The 15450-nt window shown below is 72.8% G+C and carries 16 protein-coding genes; 8 read left to right on the forward strand and 8 right to left on the reverse strand.

The window, feature by feature from the left end:
• The first annotated feature begins 674 nt into the window (after nucleotides 1-674).
• The 3 genes from QMQ26_RS05545 (at nucleotide 675) to QMQ26_RS05555 (ending at nucleotide 3940) form a co-directional block, all read left to right on the forward strand.
• Nucleotides 675-2465 (forward strand): RHS repeat domain-containing protein, encoded by a 1791-nt coding sequence (locus QMQ26_RS05545; RefSeq protein ID WP_282204957.1) that lies wholly within the window; start codon nucleotides 675-677, stop codon nucleotides 2463-2465.
• 79 nt (nucleotides 2466-2544) lie between these two features.
• On the forward strand, nucleotides 2545-3393 hold the full coding sequence (locus QMQ26_RS05550) for a hypothetical protein (RefSeq protein WP_282204958.1): 849 nt from the start codon (nucleotides 2545-2547) through the stop codon (nucleotides 3391-3393).
• Nucleotides 3394-3409: 16 nt separating this feature from the next.
• Complete coding sequence (locus tag QMQ26_RS05555) at nucleotides 3410-3940, forward strand: hypothetical protein (protein ID WP_282204959.1); 531 nt, start codon at nucleotides 3410-3412, stop codon at nucleotides 3938-3940.
• 93 nt (nucleotides 3941-4033) lie between these two features.
• Here QMQ26_RS05555 and QMQ26_RS05560 read toward each other — a convergent pair whose 3' ends face one another.
• On the reverse strand, nucleotides 4034-5062 hold the full coding sequence (locus QMQ26_RS05560; protein ID WP_282204960.1) for a LacI family DNA-binding transcriptional regulator: 1029 nt from the start codon (nucleotides 5060-5062) through the stop codon (nucleotides 4034-4036).
• A 295-nt stretch (nucleotides 5063-5357) separates the two neighbouring features.
• Here QMQ26_RS05560 and QMQ26_RS05565 point away from each other — a divergent pair, with 295 nt between their 5' ends.
• Nucleotides 5358-6389, forward strand: coding sequence for an ROK family protein (locus QMQ26_RS05565; protein WP_282204961.1), 1032 nt, complete (start codon nucleotides 5358-5360; stop codon nucleotides 6387-6389).
• Nucleotides 6390-6722: 333 nt separating this feature from the next.
• On the opposite strand, the gene QMQ26_RS05570 is transcribed toward QMQ26_RS05565, so the two are convergent.
• The 3 genes from QMQ26_RS05570 to QMQ26_RS05580 are packed head-to-tail and all read right to left on the reverse strand — an operon-like array spanning nucleotide 6723 to nucleotide 8122.
• A complete protein-coding gene (locus tag QMQ26_RS05570; RefSeq protein WP_404814073.1) occupies nucleotides 6723-7565 on the reverse strand; it encodes an NUDIX domain-containing protein in 843 nt (280 codons plus the stop codon).
• A 47-nt stretch (nucleotides 7566-7612) separates the two neighbouring features.
• The gene (locus QMQ26_RS05575; protein WP_282204963.1) at nucleotides 7613-7984 is read right to left on the reverse strand and encodes a hypothetical protein; all 372 of its coding nucleotides are present in this window, start codon (nucleotides 7982-7984) and stop codon (nucleotides 7613-7615) included.
• Complete coding sequence (locus tag QMQ26_RS05580; RefSeq protein ID WP_282204964.1) at nucleotides 7985-8122, reverse strand: hypothetical protein; 138 nt, start codon at nucleotides 8120-8122, stop codon at nucleotides 7985-7987.
• 378 nt (nucleotides 8123-8500) lie between these two features.
• Between QMQ26_RS05580 and QMQ26_RS05585 the strand changes: the two genes are divergently transcribed.
• The 3 genes from QMQ26_RS05585 to QMQ26_RS05595 all read left to right on the forward strand — a co-directional run bounded on the left by QMQ26_RS05585 (nucleotide 8501) and on the right by QMQ26_RS05595 (nucleotide 10449).
• Nucleotides 8501-9538 carry a helix-turn-helix domain-containing protein gene (locus QMQ26_RS05585; protein ID WP_282204965.1) on the forward strand — a complete coding sequence of 346 codons (1038 nt, stop codon included), beginning with the start codon at nucleotides 8501-8503 and terminating at the stop codon, nucleotides 9536-9538.
• A 182-nt stretch (nucleotides 9539-9720) separates the two neighbouring features.
• Nucleotides 9721-9921, forward strand: a complete 201-nt coding sequence (locus QMQ26_RS05590; RefSeq protein WP_282204966.1) for a DUF397 domain-containing protein — start codon at nucleotides 9721-9723, stop codon at nucleotides 9919-9921.
• 129 nt (nucleotides 9922-10050) lie between these two features.
• Entirely contained in the window at nucleotides 10051-10449 is a 399-nt protein-coding gene (locus QMQ26_RS05595; protein ID WP_100835124.1) for a DnaJ family domain-containing protein, read from the forward strand.
• A gap of 88 nt (nucleotides 10450-10537) precedes the next feature.
• Here the strand turns inward: QMQ26_RS05595 and QMQ26_RS05600 are convergent, their stop codons facing one another.
• Nucleotides 10538-10927 carry a MerR family transcriptional regulator gene (locus QMQ26_RS05600; RefSeq protein WP_282206434.1) on the reverse strand — a complete coding sequence of 130 codons (390 nt, stop codon included), beginning with the start codon at nucleotides 10925-10927 and terminating at the stop codon, nucleotides 10538-10540.
• 190 nt (nucleotides 10928-11117) lie between these two features.
• On the opposite strand from QMQ26_RS05600, the gene QMQ26_RS05605 reads away from it, so the two are divergent.
• Entirely contained in the window at nucleotides 11118-12611 is a 1494-nt protein-coding gene (locus QMQ26_RS05605) for a SulP family inorganic anion transporter (RefSeq protein ID WP_282204967.1), read from the forward strand.
• A gap of 32 nt (nucleotides 12612-12643) precedes the next feature.
• Here the strand turns inward: QMQ26_RS05605 and QMQ26_RS05610 are convergent, their stop codons facing one another.
• The 3 genes from QMQ26_RS05610 to QMQ26_RS05620 all read right to left on the reverse strand — a co-directional run bounded on the left by QMQ26_RS05610 (nucleotide 12644) and on the right by QMQ26_RS05620 (nucleotide 15450).
• Nucleotides 12644-13426, reverse strand: coding sequence for an SDR family oxidoreductase (locus QMQ26_RS05610; protein WP_282204968.1), 783 nt, complete (start codon nucleotides 13424-13426; stop codon nucleotides 12644-12646).
• A gap of 100 nt (nucleotides 13427-13526) precedes the next feature.
• Nucleotides 13527-14843 (reverse strand): cytochrome P450, encoded by a 1317-nt coding sequence (locus tag QMQ26_RS05615; RefSeq protein WP_282204969.1) that lies wholly within the window; start codon nucleotides 14841-14843, stop codon nucleotides 13527-13529.
• 145 nt (nucleotides 14844-14988) lie between these two features.
• Complete coding sequence (locus QMQ26_RS05620; RefSeq protein ID WP_282204970.1) at nucleotides 14989-15450, reverse strand: DUF3224 domain-containing protein; 462 nt, start codon at nucleotides 15448-15450, stop codon at nucleotides 14989-14991.

The raw sequence follows: 15450 nt of genomic DNA on the forward strand, positions 1-15450 counted from the left end.
ACCACCACCGCCTACACCCCGGCCACCGGCCGGACCACCAAGATGGTGGTGACCACGCCGCCGGCCACCGTCGGCAACGCCGCCACCACCCGGAACACGACCACCGACTACGACCTGCTGCGCGGCCTGGCAACCGACTCGATCGACACCAACAACCGCCGCACCGACATCACGCACGACGCGCTCGGCCGCACCCTGAAGGTCTGGCAGCCCGACCGCTCCAAGACCAACGGCCAGACCCCCGACCAGGAGTACGCCTACACCGTCGCCGACGGCCAGATCACCGCGGTCTCCAGCAAGAGCCTCAACGAGGACGGCTCCCAGCAGACCGCCTACACCCTCTACGACGGCTTCGGCCGGGTCCGGCAGACCCAGTCTCCCGGTGACAGCGGCGGCCGAATCCTCACCGACACCTTCTACGACGAGCGCGGCCAGACCGCCCTCGCCTACGCCCCCTACTACGCCACCGGCGCCCCCTCGGCCACCCTGCGCGGCGTCGACGACACCACCGGGGTCGAAACTCAGACCAAGCAGGAGTTCGACGGCCTCGGCCGGGTCGTCAAATCCACGGCCCTGGCGGGCAACGGCGTCGGAACCCCGCTGTCCACCACGCTCACCGAGTACGGCGGCGACCAGGTCACCGTCACCCGCCCACCGGCGGCACTCCCACCACGGTGATCAGCAACGTGGCCGGCCAGATCGTGGAACTACGCCAGTACAAGTCCGCGACGCCCACCGGCGCCTACGACTCCACCAAGTACGTGTACGACTCGGCGGGCAACCTGTCGAAGCTGACCGATCCGGCCGGCACCGTCTGGAGCTGGACCTACGACCAGCGCGGCCGGCTGACGAAGTCCGTCGACCCGGACGCCGGAACCTCGTTGACGAGCTACAACGACCGGGGCGAGGTCAGCAGCACCACCGACGGACGCGGCAAGACTGTGGCCAGCGTCTACGACAACCTGTCGCGGCGGCTGGAGACCCGTGACGGTTCGGCCACCGGCCCGCTGCTGACCTCCCAGGTCTGGGACCCGGCCAACAACAAGGGCCAGCTGTCCAGCACGTCGCGCTTCAGCACGGTCGGCGGGGTCACCCGCGAGTACAAGACCGCGTACTCGTTCTTCGACAGCATGGGCCGTCCGACCCGCACCACCGTGACCGTCCCCTCCGTCCCCGGCCAGGAAGCACTCGCCGGCAACTACCTCACCAGCACCACCTACCGCTTCGACGGCCAGATCGGCTCCCTCTACTACCCGGCAGCCGGCAACCTCACCGCCGAAACGGTCGCGTTCACCTACGACGGCCTGCACCGGCTCACCGCCGTCGGCAACTCCCTCACCAACCAGACCTACCAGACCGGACAGACCTACAGCCTGACCGGCAAGCCGCTGCAGACCACGCTCTCCAACGGCACCGCCAACAAGCAGGTCTACGTCACCGACTCCTACGAGTGGGGCACCCAGCGCCTGGCCTCCAGCCGCACCGACCAGTACGGCATCGCCACCCCGGCCCGCGCCGCCGCCTACACCTACGACCAGGCCGGCAACGTCACCTCCCTGACCGACACCTCCTCCTCCGGCACCGACCGGCAGTGCTACCAGTACGACTACCTGGCGCGCCTGACCCAGGCGTACACCCCCAACACCGGTAGCTGCACCGCCCCCAGCGGCACCCAGCTCGGCGGCCCCGCCCCCTACTGGACCAGCTGGACCTACAACACCAACGGCACCCGGGCCACCGAGACCCGCCACGACCCGGCGGGCAACACCGCCCAGGACGCCACCACCAGCTACACCTACCCCGCGAACCGTCCCCACGCCCTCGCCTCCACCAGCACAACCACCGGCGCCCTCGGCACCCCCGTCGTGGAGAGCTACGGATACGACGACGCGGGCAACACCACCACCCGCACCCTCAAACCCGCCCCGAACCAGACCAGCGACCAGACCCTGACCTGGAACACCGAGGGCAGACTCGACCAAACCGTCACCACCAGCAGAACCGGCACCACCACCACCGGCACCACCACCACCGACTACCTCTACGACGCCGCCGGTAACCGCCTGATCGGCCACACCGCCGACACCACCAACCCGACAGCCGAGAACTGGACGCTCTACCTCGGCGCCACCGAGCTCAAACTGGTCAAGGGCGCCAGCAAGGCCACCGCCACCCGCTACTACTCCCTCACCGGCGCCACCGCCGTCCGCACCGACGACAACAAGATCACCTTCCAGATCACCGACCACCATGGCACCGCCACGGTCGGCATCGACGCCACCACCGGCACGGTGAACCAGCGCCGCTCACTCCCGTTCGGCGCCACCCGCGGCACCGCACCCACCACCTGGGCCGGCACCCGCGGCTTCCTCGGCGGCACCGACGAACCCACCGGCCTCACCCACCTCGGAGCCCGCGACTACGACCCCACCACCGCACGCTTCCTGAGCGTCGACCCCTCCTGACCTCCACCGACCCCCAATCACTCTCCGCCTACACTTACAGCGACAACAACCCACTCACCCTCAGCGACCCCACCGGCTGATGGCGTGGGACCCGGAAACGGGTATCGCCGCCGGAACGAACGGCCAGCTGAGCGCCGCTGTCGCAAAAGCGTACAAAAATGGCTTCAAGCCCGGTCCGGCCTATACCCCGAACACTACGGTCCATGTAAGTGCCCATGTCATCGTCTCGACCGACAACAAGAATCTCGCACGCATCCAGAAGCGGTGGGATGCGGAGGTCGCCAAGTTCGGCCAGCCCAAGAATGCGGCGGATGAATACAGATTCTGGCGATCCATCTGCCGGACCGATACTTCCGGGTTCTGCGAGGGACAGTTCAACAAAACCTTCGGACTGACCGCCGGAGGAGAGGACCAGCCCGACCTCCTGCAGGCAGGAGCGGTTTCGGTCGGTGCAAGCGGGGTGGTTCGAAACCTCAAGGACCTCCAGTCCCTGCGCGGGATCTCCCGAGAGGATTTCCGGGAGATGATGGAGGCCGCCGGGTACGAGCGAGCCCCGATGAACGAGAACGCGGCCTACGGAAAGTTCGGCGAAAAGGACTTCGGCGACCTTTACACCAAGGGGGACAGGGGCGTCAGCTTCATGTACGAGGCCGGCGACGAATCGACAGCGACTGCGGGTGACGTGCACGCGGGACCATACGTCAAGATCCAGGCGAAGTTGAAGCTCTACAAGGAACAGATCAACGGGAAGGGAAAGCCGAAGGAGTGGTCACGACGCATTCCGGGGGCAGGCAACCCCAACCCGCTGTCCGGGCTCGCCGAAGAGGTACCGGCCCCGGTCCAGGGATGGCTGAACGAGAACATCCCGGGCCCCGCTGCTCCGCGAACCGGCCTGAACATGCCCGAAGTCGACCCCGCAGCACCATAGATGATGGGAGTTGAAAGTGAAGAATGCCAGAGTTGATCTTTCTGCGGCGCGCGAGGATCTGTACGAGCCGCTCATGCGGGCCGTGTGCCCCTCCTCGCAAGGCGAGGCGGCATTCCGGCTCGTCTACCGAGTCGAGCCGCTGTGGGAATGGCTCCTCTCGCACGGGTTCATCGAACTGAAGTCGCGCGAGCACTACGACCTGGTCGACATCGACCTGAGATCCGCTCTCGCCCGCATGCGGGAGGACGGGGGGAGTTCCGGGAGCGAAGGGAGCGGCCCCGAGATCGACGGTTCCTCCCGTGCGGTCCTGGCGGTCGCCGCGAACCTGGCCGGCAGCGATCACGGGAGCCTGCGCAACGTCCTGCCCGAACTGGACGGGGAACACGTGGCGTTCGTGGCCGAGGCGGTGATGTACGCCGCAGGGTATTTGGACGGCTCCGCGGACCCCTGGGGCAACGAGGACCCGAGGACGAGCACGGGCTGGGGCCGAACGGTAACGCGAGGGAGGAGCGCCTGGAGAGCCTCTGACAGTGAAGACGTGAAGTAGTGGAAACGTGATTCCGGTGTGGCCCGCAGACTCTCCGCGGGCCACACCGGCCGTTTCGGGCCCCGGCCGCCGCCCGGGGCCCCGCCGCCGGACTCAGTCCGGCGGCGGGGTCTCGCCGGAGCCGCGCGGGACGAGGAGGGTGGGGAGTTCGAGGCGGGCGGGCGGGGTGGTGTCGCCGGTGAGGCGGTCGAAGAGGCGGCGGGCGGCGAGGGCGCCGAGGGCGACCGGGTCCTGGGCGACGACGGTGAGGCCGGGGGTGAGCAGGTCGGCGAGTTCGAGGTCGTCGAAGCCGACCAGGGCGGGGCGGCGGTCGGCCGGGAGCCGGTGCAGGGCGACGAGGGTGACGCGGTTGTTGGCGGTGAACAGGGCGGTGACGGCGTCGGGGCCGGTGGTGAGGCGGTGCACGGCGGCGGCGACCCGGGCGCGGTCGGTGGGGCCGCAGTCGACCCAGCGTTCGTCGACGGGCAGTCCGGCGGCGGCCATCGCCGCGCGGTAGCCGCGCAGGCGTTCGGCGGCGGTGTGGATGGACGGGAGGTCGCCGACGAAGCCGATCCGGCGGTGTCCGTGGGCGATCAGGTGCGCGGTGCCGGCCTCCGCGCCGCCCGCGTTGTCGCTGAGCACGGCGTCGGCGTCGATGCGGCTGCCGGGGCGGTCCAGGAAGACCACGGGCGTGCCGGACTCGATCTCGGGCAGCAGGTAGCGGTGGTCGTCCCCGGCCGGGACGACGATCAGCCCGTCCACCCGCCGGGCGCAGAACGCCAGCGCCAACTCCCGTTCGCGCGAAGGGTCCTCGGCGCTGGAGCCGGTGAACAGCAGACAGCCCTCGGCCGCCGCGACCTGTTCGACGGAGCGGGAGAGCGCGGAGGAGAACGGGTCGCTGATGTCCTCCAGCAGCAGCGCGACGCTCGCCGTCCGGCCGGTGCGCAGCAGCCGGGCGCTGTCGTTGCGCCGGAAGCCGAGCGTCTCGATCGCGGTCCGCACCCGGGCGGCCATCTCGGGCGTCACCCCGCTCTCGCCGTTCACCACCCGGGAGACCGTCTTCAGCCCGACCCCGGCCGCCGCCGCGACGTCCTTCATGGTCGGGCGGGCACCGCGAGGGCTACTGGCAGGGCTGCTGGTCATGCCAGGGAGGATAGTGCGGGCCCGGCGGGCCCCGGCACGCCCGAGGTCCGGTCCGTCCTCCCGCCACCGCCACTACCGCCCCCGTCACCGCAGCTACGGGCAGTGAGCACCACCGGCAGAGCGGCAGGCGGACGGGGGTGACCGACCCCACGGGCCGCTCGGCACCGGAGGCACCGGACCGTGACCGAGGGCGCTGGACAACGTTGTCAGATCGCGTCAGAATCACCGGGTACGACCCGGCAGCGCCCTGCCCAGCACCACGGCGCTCCCCTGCCACACCTGCGGAGACGTCACGATGAGTTACGAAACGGCCGGTACCGCCGTCGCCCCCGGCTCCCACGGGTCCGCACCGGACGGCGCTCCCGGCCCCGGGCCGGTCGACGGGCCGCTGATCGCGGCCCTCGACATCGGCGGCACCAAGATCGCCGGCGGGCTGGTCGACACCCGCGGCACCCTGCACCACCGCCTCCAGGTGCCCACTCCCGCCGACGGCGACCGGCACGAGCTGATGACCGCCGTCGACCACGTCCTCGACGACCTCGCCCGCCACCCGGACTGGCACCGCGTCCAGGCTCTCGGCATCGGCAGCGCCGGGCCGGTCGACACCGCCCGCGGCACCGTCAGCCCCGTCAACATCCCCGGCTGGCGGGAGTTCCCGCTGCTCGACCAGGTCGCCGAACACCCCGCCGTCGGCCGCCTGCCGCTCGCCCTCGGCGGCGACGCGCTCGCCATGACCGCCGCCGAGCACTGGCGGGGCGCCGCCCGCCCCTACCGCAACGTGCTCTGCCTGGTCGTCTCCACCGGCGTCGGCGCCGGACTCGTCCTCGACAACGCCCTGCACACCGGCACCACCGGCAACGCCGGGCACCTCGGCCACATCACCATCGACTACAACGGCCGCCGCTGCCCCTGCGGCTCCCGCGGCTGCGTCGAGACGCTCGCCTCCGGCACCGCCATCGCCCGCACCGCCGCCGAACTCGGCTGGACCCCCGGCCCCGGTCGGGACGCCGACGCCGGTGCCGTCGCCCGCGCCGCCCGCGCCGGCGACCCGCTCGCCCTGGCCGCCTTCGACCACGCCGCCCGCGCCCTCGCCGCCGGCATCGCCGCCACCGCCACCCTGGTCGAGCTCGACGCCGCCGTCGTCGGCGGCGGCGTCGCCCAGGCCGGCCCGCTCCTCTTCGACCCGCTCACCCGGCACCTCGCCGACTACGCGACACTCTCCTTCACCCGCCACCTCACCCTGCACCCGGCCCACCTCGGCACCGACGCCGGACTCATCGGCGCCGCCGCCCTCACCCGCCACACCTGGCCCGCCGGCCCCCGCTGACCGCGCCCGCAGCCGAGCGCCGGACCCCGCGCCCCGGGTGCCGAGGACGGTCGGGTCGCCCCGGCGCTCGTCCCGGGGCATCGCGTCGGCGAACCGGCTGCCCGCGCGGTCGAACACCGTGGCGCGCAGCACGAGTCGGCCGTCCGGCTCGGTGGTGCCGTACCCGGCGACGGGGCGGTTGCCGTATCCGCGCAGCCCGGGCAGCAGGCCGCGTTCCGCGGTCACCTCGCGCCGGGTGCGCGGGTGGTCGGCCTGCTCCGGCAGCGCCGCGGTGGGGCGGTGGCGCGGTCGCCCCGGCGGCACTCCGCCCGAGGACGCCCGCGCCGACGGCGATCAGCATCTCGCCCGTCCCGAACACGCACCCGGGGCGGTCGATCCCGAGCCGGGCGAGTCCGGCGGCGGGCAGGACCGTGCCGTCCGCGGGGACGACGGTCCGCTTCGCGGCGGAGACCGGCCCCCGGGGCAGCGGGACGTCCCCGGGCACGTCCTTGGCGCAGGGCACGGCCGGGTCGACCGCGCCGTCCCGGCGCGGGGCGTCGATCTGCTCGGTGGAGGGGCCTCGCCGCCGAGCGGGGCGAGGTCGCCGTGCCGCAGGTCCGCCTCGGCGGTCACCGGGACGACCTCGGCCGCCAGGTCCGGCAGGTGCGCGCGCAGTGCCGCGACCGCCAGGTCGATCCGGGCGAGGGCGGGCGGTGGGCTACGGGTGCCGGTCCGCAGGGCCCGGCCGGGGTGCTCGGCCGTCGTCACGGCGGTCCGTCCGCTCGTCGCGCGTCTCCTGGTAGGTGACGCTCCCGGGCCACCGGAGCGGCGATCCGATCCGCAGGGCGACGGCGGGGTGCAGCAGTCGGCGGGTGTCGTCGGCGTCCGCCCAGCGCCAGGCGGACAGTTCCCGGGGTCCAGCACGATCCGGTCGGTGTCGGCGCTACCGAGCATCGGGCCGCCCCAGAGGAAGGCCAGTCTGTCCCGGACGCCCTCGCGGCAGGCCGGCGCCCACTCGATCCCGAGCAGGTCGTCGGCCAACAGGTCGAGTTCCAGGCCGAGTTCCTCCCACGCCTCGCGCCGGGCGGCGACCAGCGGCGACTCCCCCGCCTGCACCACCCCGCCCGGCAGGTGCCACGTCCCGGCCCCGGCGGCCTGCACGATCAGCAGCCGGGACGCCGGATCGGTGCACAGCACGTACGAGGTGACCGGATGTCCGGGCGCGCGCCCCCTTCCGTGCCCCCTCATGCCGGTGCGCCCGGCCGCCCGCGCCACCACGGCCGCCGGTACCAGCGCCCGGCCCGCCGGGCCGCCCGGTACGCGTCGGCGGGCGGGCGGCGCAGCCCGGTGCGGCCCCCGGACATCAGGTGGTCGAACTCCCCGCTCACCAGGGCGTCGCGCAGCCCGGCGAGTTCGTGCGGCCGGAGGAAGAGGACGGCCCGCCGCTCGTCGATGTGCCCGAGCGCGACCCAGCCCTCGTTCGCCTCCGCCAGCACGATGCCCCGCACCTCGTCCTGCTCGTCCACCGCCGTCGCTTCCCAGTGCAGCCCGTACACGCCGTACGGGTAGTACTCGACCAACTCGCCCGGCCCGCCGGGCCCGTCCGACCCGCCCACTCAGGACTCCCCGCCCGCCGGGGCGGCCCCGCCGGCCTCGGTCCAGACGGACTCCCAGTGCCCCACCCGCCGATGCCCGTACCGCTCGCCCCGGGCCAGCGCCACCAGGACGGCCGCCGCGAGGTCCCACTCGTGCATCTCCCGCACCCGCACGGACACCCGTACCGCGCCCCCGGCCGCCCACGTCACGGAGGGCCGCTCCCCGGTCAACTCCCGTAGTTCCAAGGCTGTTCGCCCGGCCCAGGCCCGCAAATCCCCTTCCTTGCAACGCACTCCGACGCCCACGCCTCCGCCACCGACGAGCGGCGGCTCGGCACCCTTCTGCTGACTCTCCGTCATGCCCTTTTCTCCGCACTGCTGTTCGCATCCTGCGCCGATTACTTTCCGTGCCCCAATCCTCACCGTTCGGCGCTACGCTGAGAAGCGCCGGCTCGTTGGCCTGCGAGGTCACAACGTCCGGACATGCGGCTGTCGCCGCGCACACCATCACGAGACGTTTCAGGGGAAGGGGCAGACGTGGCCTGGCAGGAACGCGAGGTGAATCCGAGCCGGAGCGCACGGCACTTCTACGGTGCCGAGACGCGGCGGCTGCGCAGCGAACGGGGGTGGGCCCTGGCCAAGCTGGCCGCCGAGGTCCACTACTCCCCGAGCACGCTGTCCCGGGTCGAGAACGGCGACATCAAGGTGCCGCTCGGCCTCTCGGAGGAGCTGGACCGGGTCTTCGAGACGGACGGCTTCTTCCTCCGGCTGCTCCCGCTCGCCCGGCAGGAGGTGCACCCGGCGAAGTACCAGGAAATCCTGGCCACTGCCGATCAGGCTGTCAGTTACGAGTCCTACAGCCCGATGGTGCACGGGCTGCTGCAAACCCCGGCGCACGCACGGCGGTTGCTCCGCGCGGGCGATCCGTTCGCGTCGGAGGAGGAGGTCGAGGAGCTGGTCCGGGCCAGGATCGGTCGGCAGCTGCGGCTGCACAGCCAGGAGTGCAAGTACTGGTTCATCCTGGACGAGTCCGCCATCCGCCGGGTGGTCGGCAACCGGGCGGAGATGGCGGAGCAGTTGCGGGCGATCCTGGAGATCGCGGAGCAGCCCAACGTGATCGTGCAGGTGCTGCCGTTCGCCGCCGGGGCCCACTCCGAGTACGCCGCGATGTCGCTGCTCACCCTGCAGGACGGGCAGCAGATCGCCTACGAGGAGAGCAGCCGCGCCGGAATGATCTTCGACGAAACCCAGGATGTCGGGAAACGGCAGTCGCTCTACAATCTGCTCAGGGCCCGGGCGTTGTCCCCGGAGGACACCGAGCTCCTGATCAGATCCGCGCTGGAAGGACTAGCACCGATGCAGCCCAACGACTCCCGCACCTCCACCGAGCAGCACCAGTGGCGGAAGAGCAGCTACAGCAACGGCGACGGCGGTGAGTGCATCGAGGTGGACGACGCCCACCCCGGCCACGTCCGGGACTCCAAGGACCCCAGCGGTCCCGTCCTCGCCTTCGCCCCCGCCGACTGGGCGGCCTTCGTCACCGCGACCGCCTCCGGGGAGTTCGGCAACGTCTGAACCCGGCGAGCAACCACGGCCCCGTTCCACCCGCCTGGGTGGAACGGGGCCGATGCCGTGTCAGGAGGCTTTCCCTACGCAGAGGTTGACCATGTTGCGGACGGCCGGGACACCGGTCCGGCCGGCGCCGCCCACGGCGCGGGCGGGGTTTCCGGCCGCGTCCGGGCTGGAAGGATTCGGCCATGACGACACCTGGTACCGCCCGATGGCGGAAGAGCAGCTACAGCAACGGCGACGGCGGCGGATGCATCGAGGTGGACGACGCCCACCCCGGCCACGTCCGGGACTCCAAGGACCCCGGCGGCCCCGTCCTCGCCTTCGCCCCCGCCGACTGGGCGGCCTTCGTCACCGCGACCGTGTCCGGGGAGTTCGGCAACGTCTGAGCACGGCCTCCGGGGCGCGCCCCTCGCCTCCGCGGGGTGCGCCCCTTTCCCTCCGTGCTCCCCCTCGGGTGGATCGGGGGCTCCCTTAGGATCGGGAGGACACCCCTGCCGAGACGGGAGGACCACCGCATGACGGAACGCAAGCCACCCGGTGTGACCTTCGAGAGCTGGGTCGACCGGCAGATCCGGGAGGCCGCCGAGCGCGGCGCGTTCGACGACCTGCCCGGCGCGGGGAAGCCGCTGGCGAACGAGGGGCAGCCGTACCACGAGATGTGGTGGCTGCGGGAGAAGATGGCGCGCGAGGGCCTCTCCTACCTGCCGCCTTCGCTCGCCCTGCGGGCCGAACTGCGCGAGGCCCTGGACGCCGCCCGCCTGGCACCGACCGAACCGCTGCTGCGCAGCCGCCTGGCCGAGACCAACGCCCGGATCGAAGCCGCCCTGCGCCGCCCGATCGAGGGCCCGCCCCTGGGAGTCGCCCCGGTGGACGTGGAGGCGGCCGTCACGGAGTGGCGCCACTCCCACCCGTGACGAACGTGACGGGCGTAACGGGCGCGACGGGCGCGACGGGCGCGACGGGCGCGACGGGCGCGACGGGCGGTTCCCGGGGGCGGGCCGGTCACGCGCCGGGTTCTTCGTCCAGCCGGGTGCGCAGGGTGTGCGCGAAGTCCTCGGCGCGGGCGAGTTGGACGCGCAGGCGGTCGACCTGTTCGGCGGCGGCGCGTTCGTAGGTGCGGACGAGGGCGAGCAGCGCGGGGCGGCCGCCCTCGCCGTAGGGGCCGTCGGCGTCCAGGCGGTCGGTGGCGTCGAGGAGTTCGCGCATCTGGTCGAGGGTGAAGCCGAGCGGTTTCATCCGGCGGATCACCATCAGCCGGGCGACGTCGCGCTCGGTGTAGAGCCGGAAGCCGCCCCGGGAGCGGGCGGACGGGACGACCAGGCCGGTCTCCTCGTAGTGGCGGATGGTGCGCAGGGAGAGTTCGGTGCGGGTGGCGACCTCGCCGATCTGCATGTGCCGGTCCGCGCCCGCGCTCCCGTCCGTGCCCTCGTCCGCGCGCACGGCCCCGTCCACGTCCACGTCCTCGCCCACGCTGCGTCTTCCTCCGTCCACCGGGCGAACCCTACCCTCACGTTAGGGTAGAGTCCGGCTTCCCTCCTTCATTCTCCCCTCTCCGCCCCCCTCCACGACGGGTTGCCGCCTCTTGTCCTCCTCCGCCCTGTCCCGGTCCCTCCGCCTGCCCGCGTGGTGCTCCGACCCGAAGGTGTGGCGCACCGAGGTGCTGGCGGGCCTGGTGGTCGCGCTGGCGCTGATCCCGGAGGCGATCTCGTTCTCGGTGATCGCCGGGGTCGACCCGGAGATCGGCCTGTTCGCGTCGGTGACGATGGCGGTGACCGTCTCGGTGGTGGGCGGCCGGCGGGCGATGATCTCGGCGGCGACGGGCGCGGTGGCGCTGGTGATCGGGCCGCTGAACCGGGAGCACGGCCTCGGCTACCTGGTGGCGGCGGTGATCCTGGCGGGGGTGTTCCAGATCGTGCTGGGCGCGCTGGGCGTGGCCGAGCTGATGCGGTTCGTGCCGCGTGCGGTGATGGTCGGGTTCGTCAACGCGCTGGCGATCCTGATCTTCCTGGCCCAGCTGCCGCAGCTGACGCACGTCCCGTGGGCGGTGTACCCGCTGCTGGCGGCCGCCCTGGCGCTGATGGTGTGGTTCCCGAAGCTGACCCGGGTGGTGCCGGCGCCGCTGGTGTCGATCGTGGTGCTGACGCTGGTGACGGTGGGCGCGGGCGTCGCGGTGCCGACGGTCGGCGACCAGGGCGCGCTGCCGTCCTCGCTGCCGGTGCCGGGCCTGCCGGACGTGCCGTTCACGGCGGACACCCTGGCCACCGTCGCCCCGTACGCGCTGGGGATGGCGCTGGTGGGGCTGATGGAGTCGCTGATGACGGCGAAGCTGGTGGACGAGATCACCGACACCCGTTCCGACAAGCGCCGGGAGTCGATCGGGCAGGGCGTCGCCAACATCGTGACCGGGCTGTTCGGCGGGATGGGCGGCTGCGCGATGATCGGCCAGACGATGATCAACGTGAAGGTGTCGGGCGCCCGGACCCGGGTGTCGACCTTCCTGGCCGGAACGTTCCTCCTGGTGCTCTGCCTGGTCTTCGGACCGGTGGTCTCGCGGATTCCGATGGCCTCACTGGTGGCCGTGATGGTGATGGTCTCCTTCGGCACCTTCGACTGGCACTCGATCGCCCCGGCCACGCTGCGCCGTCTCCCGGTCGGCGAGTCGGCCGTCACGGCGGTGACCGTGGTCGTGGTGGTCGCCACCGGCAACCTGGCGATCGGCGTCGTGATCGGCTCACTGCTCGCCATGGCGCTCTTCGCCAAGCGGGTCGCCCAACACGCCGACGTCACCGCCGCCCCCGACCCGGACGGCGGCCGGGTGGTGTACGCCGTCACCGGCGAACTGTTCTTCGCCTCCGCCAACGAACTGACCACCCGCTTCGACTACGCCGGCGACCCCGACCTGGTCGTCATCGACCTGACCGCCGCCCACGTCTGGGACGCCTCCTCGGTCGCCGCCCTCGACACCGTCCGCGCCAAGTACGCCCAGCGCGGCAAGCAGGTCGAGATCACCGGCCTGAACCACCCCAGCGCCGCCCTGCACGACCGCCTCAGCGGCGAACTCGCCGTCACCCACTGAACCCCGGCCGTCGGCCCCCGGCCACTTCGACGCTACTTCAACCCGCCGCTGCTCTGGAGGAGTTGGCCGTTGATCCACTGGCCCTGCGGGGAGCAGAGGAAGTCGATCAGGTGCGCGGCGTCCTGCGGGGTGCCGAGCCGGGCCAGCGGGGTGCGGGCGACCGTCTCGGCGCGCAGGGGACCGTCCATCCAGCCGGTGTCGGTGGGGCCCGGGTCCACCGCGTTGGCCGTCACGCCGAGGTGGGCGAGCTCGCGGGCGGCGGCGCGGGTGATCCGGTCGAGGGCGCCCTTGCTGGCTCCGTAGGGGAGGTTGCCGACGGTGTGGTCGCTGGTCAGGGCGACGATCCGGCCGGTGCCGAACGCGCCGGTGAAGCGGAGGCCGAACTCGCGGATCAGCAGCCAGCTCGCCCGGGCGTTGACCGCGAAGTGCCGGTCGAAGCTCTCCACCGTGGTGTCCAGCAGCCCGGAGTCGACGGACTCGGCGTGGCTCATCACCAGCGCGGTCACCGGGCCGAGCCCGGCCTCGACCCGGTCGAACAGCCGGGCGGGCTCCGCCCGGTCCGCCAGGTCGGCCGGCACCGCGAGGTGGCGCGCGCCGTGCGCGCCGATCGCCGCGCCGACGGCCGCCACCGCCCCGTCCTCGACGCCCCAGGGCATCCGGGTGTCGTACGGCGTCCAGTAGCTGTAGGCGACGTCCCACCCGGAGGCGGCCAGGCGCTCGGCGACGGCGGCGCCGATGCCGACCGTCCGGCCGACGCCGGTGACCAGCGCGACGGGGCGCTCGGCGCGGCCGGGATGCGGGTCGGTGGCTCTCACGGCACCGGATTCTGACAGCTCGTCAGCCCTCCTGACCAACCGTTTTCCGGCCCTGCCCAACAGCCCCCGTCCCGCAGCTCCCGTCCCGCAGCCCCGTGCGCTACTCCGCCGCCACCGTCGCCACGGCCTCGGTCTCGGTCTCGGCCTCGGCGTGCAGCACGGCCCGGACCGGCCCGTCGGGGTGCACGGTGAGCCCGTACCCGGCCCCGGCGGGGGCGTCCCGGATCTCGGCCCGGTACGCGGGCAGCAGTTCCTCCAGCAGCAGCGCCATCTCCCGGACGGCGAACTGCGCGCCCAGGCAGGCCCGCGGCCCGAGGCCGAACGGGAGGTACGCGCCGGGCGCCGGGCGCCGCTCGGCGTCCAGGAAGCGCTGCGGGCGGAACTCCTCCGGGTCGGGCCACAGCCCGGGGTCGCGGTGGGTCAGGTACGGGGAGAGCAGCACCGTCGTCCCGGCCTCGATCGGGATGCCGTCCAGCGTGTCCGGCTCGGCCGCGTACCGGGGCATCAGCCAGGCCACCGGGTACAGCCGCAGCGTCTCGTCGATCAACGCCCGGATCGCGGCCGCCCGTTCGGCCGAACCGGCCGGTCCGGCGGCCAGCGCCCGGGTCCGCTGCTCGGGGTGCGCATCCAGCAGCAGGAACAGCCAGCTGAGCGCGGTGGCGGTGGTCTCGTACCCGGCCACCACGATCGTCATCAGCTCGTCGCGCACCAGGCGCTCGGTGTAGTCCGGGAGTTCGGCCGCGGCCCGGAGCAGCACCTGGACCAGCCCCGGCTCCCCGGCCTCCTCGGCCAGCGCGATCGCGCGCTCGGCGACCCGGTCGACGTGCTCGTTGGCCTCCCGGAAGTCGATCGCGGTGTCGCCGGTGGCGGGCGCGAACGCCGGGATCGCCGCGAAGCCCTCCCCGGCCGCGACCAGCCGCCGGTGGGTGTCCGGGTCCAACGGGTGGGCGGTGAGCGAACGCCAGATCACGTCCAGCGAGAAGTACCGCAGGTCCGCGTCGATCTCCCGCACCTCCCCCGCCGCGGCGGCCACCCGCCAGCGCTCGGCGGTGGCCGCCGCCGCGGCCCGGATCTGCGGCTCGTACGTCCGGATGCCGCGCCCGGTGAACTGCGGCTGCAACAGCTTGCGTTGACGCCGCCACGGCTCACCCGCCGCGCACAGCAGCCCGCCGCCCAGCAGCGGCTTGACCCGGTGCCCGCGCTTCACGTACGTGTCGGGGCTCTTCGCCAGCACCTGCTGCACCTGCCCCGCCCCGGTCACCAGCACGACCTGCCGGTCCCCGAGCCGGAACCCCGCGACCGGCCCCAACTCCCGCGCCGCGCCCAGCAGATCGACCACCCGCCCCCCGCCGGCCCGCCAGCGGGCGAACGCCCCGGCGTCGAGTTCGGGAAGAACACTGCTGGCGGCCGTGGCCAAGGCACTCTCCTACCACGCTGGACTGCACCGTACGGACACCGACCACCCTAACGGGAGGACCGCCCCCCGCCGGCGGTTCGACACCGTCTCCGCTCCTCCCGCGCACCCCCTCTTGCTCGTCGAGCCCCCCTGACGACGGCCCTCCCTACAACCGGTAGTCGAGCGAGTAGGGGAAGGACTCCGCGCCGGGGCGGCAGGTGTACTCGCCGGTGCCGGTGAGCCCCGCCAGGTCCTCGGTGCCGCTGCCCGGGACGACGGTGAAGACGCAGTGGATGGTGCCGTCGGCCGCGAAGGTGCCGCGCTGCTCCAGGACGAAGGCGCCGTGACGGCCGTCGATGCTGCCGGTGACCAACTCCATGCCGGTGAACGCGCCTTCGTGGCCGGTGGTGTAGGCGATGCTGTAGTCGCAGGCGGTGCGGACGGCCTCGATGCCGCCGGTGAAGGTGTTCGCGACCGAGGCGCGCGCGGTCCGCGGGCCCGCCGGGCTCGCAGCCGCCTCCTGCTCCGTCCAGTCGGCGAAGCTGATGCTCCCGGTGGTCGTGCTGCCGGTGGTGGTGCTGATGGTGCTGCCGGTGGTGGTGCTGCCGGTGGTGTCTGCGGTGGTCAT

The organism is Kitasatospora fiedleri (genome assembly GCF_948472415.1).
GTDB classification, from domain to species: Bacteria; Actinomycetota; Actinomycetes; order Streptomycetales; family Streptomycetaceae; genus Kitasatospora; species Kitasatospora fiedleri.

Bases quoted from the DNA above. Each gene is read 5' to 3' on its own strand.
- QMQ26_RS05560 (WP_282204960.1), bottom strand. From the start codon at position 5,062: ATGACCAGCAGCCCTGCCAGTAGCCCTCGCGGTGCCCGCCCGACCATG.
- QMQ26_RS05590 (WP_282204966.1), top strand. From the start codon at position 9,721: ATGACGACACCTGGTACCGCCCGATGGCGGAAGAGCAGCTACAGCAAC.
- QMQ26_RS05550 (WP_282204958.1), top strand. From the start codon at position 2,545: ATGGCGTGGGACCCGGAAACGGGTATCGCCGCCGGAACGAACGGCCAG.
- QMQ26_RS05620 (WP_282204970.1), bottom strand. From the start codon at position 15,450: ATGACCACCGCAGACACCACCGGCAGCACCACCACCGGCAGCACCATC.
- QMQ26_RS05580 (WP_282204964.1), bottom strand. From the start codon at position 8,122: ATGCACGAGTGGGACCTCGCGGCGGCCGTCCTGGTGGCGCTGGCCCGG.
- QMQ26_RS05565 (WP_282204961.1), top strand. From the start codon at position 5,358: ATGAGTTACGAAACGGCCGGTACCGCCGTCGCCCCCGGCTCCCACGGG.
- QMQ26_RS05600 (WP_282206434.1), bottom strand. From the start codon at position 10,927: ATGCAGATCGGCGAGGTCGCCACCCGCACCGAACTCTCCCTGCGCACC.
- QMQ26_RS05595 (WP_100835124.1), top strand. From the start codon at position 10,051: ATGACGGAACGCAAGCCACCCGGTGTGACCTTCGAGAGCTGGGTCGAC.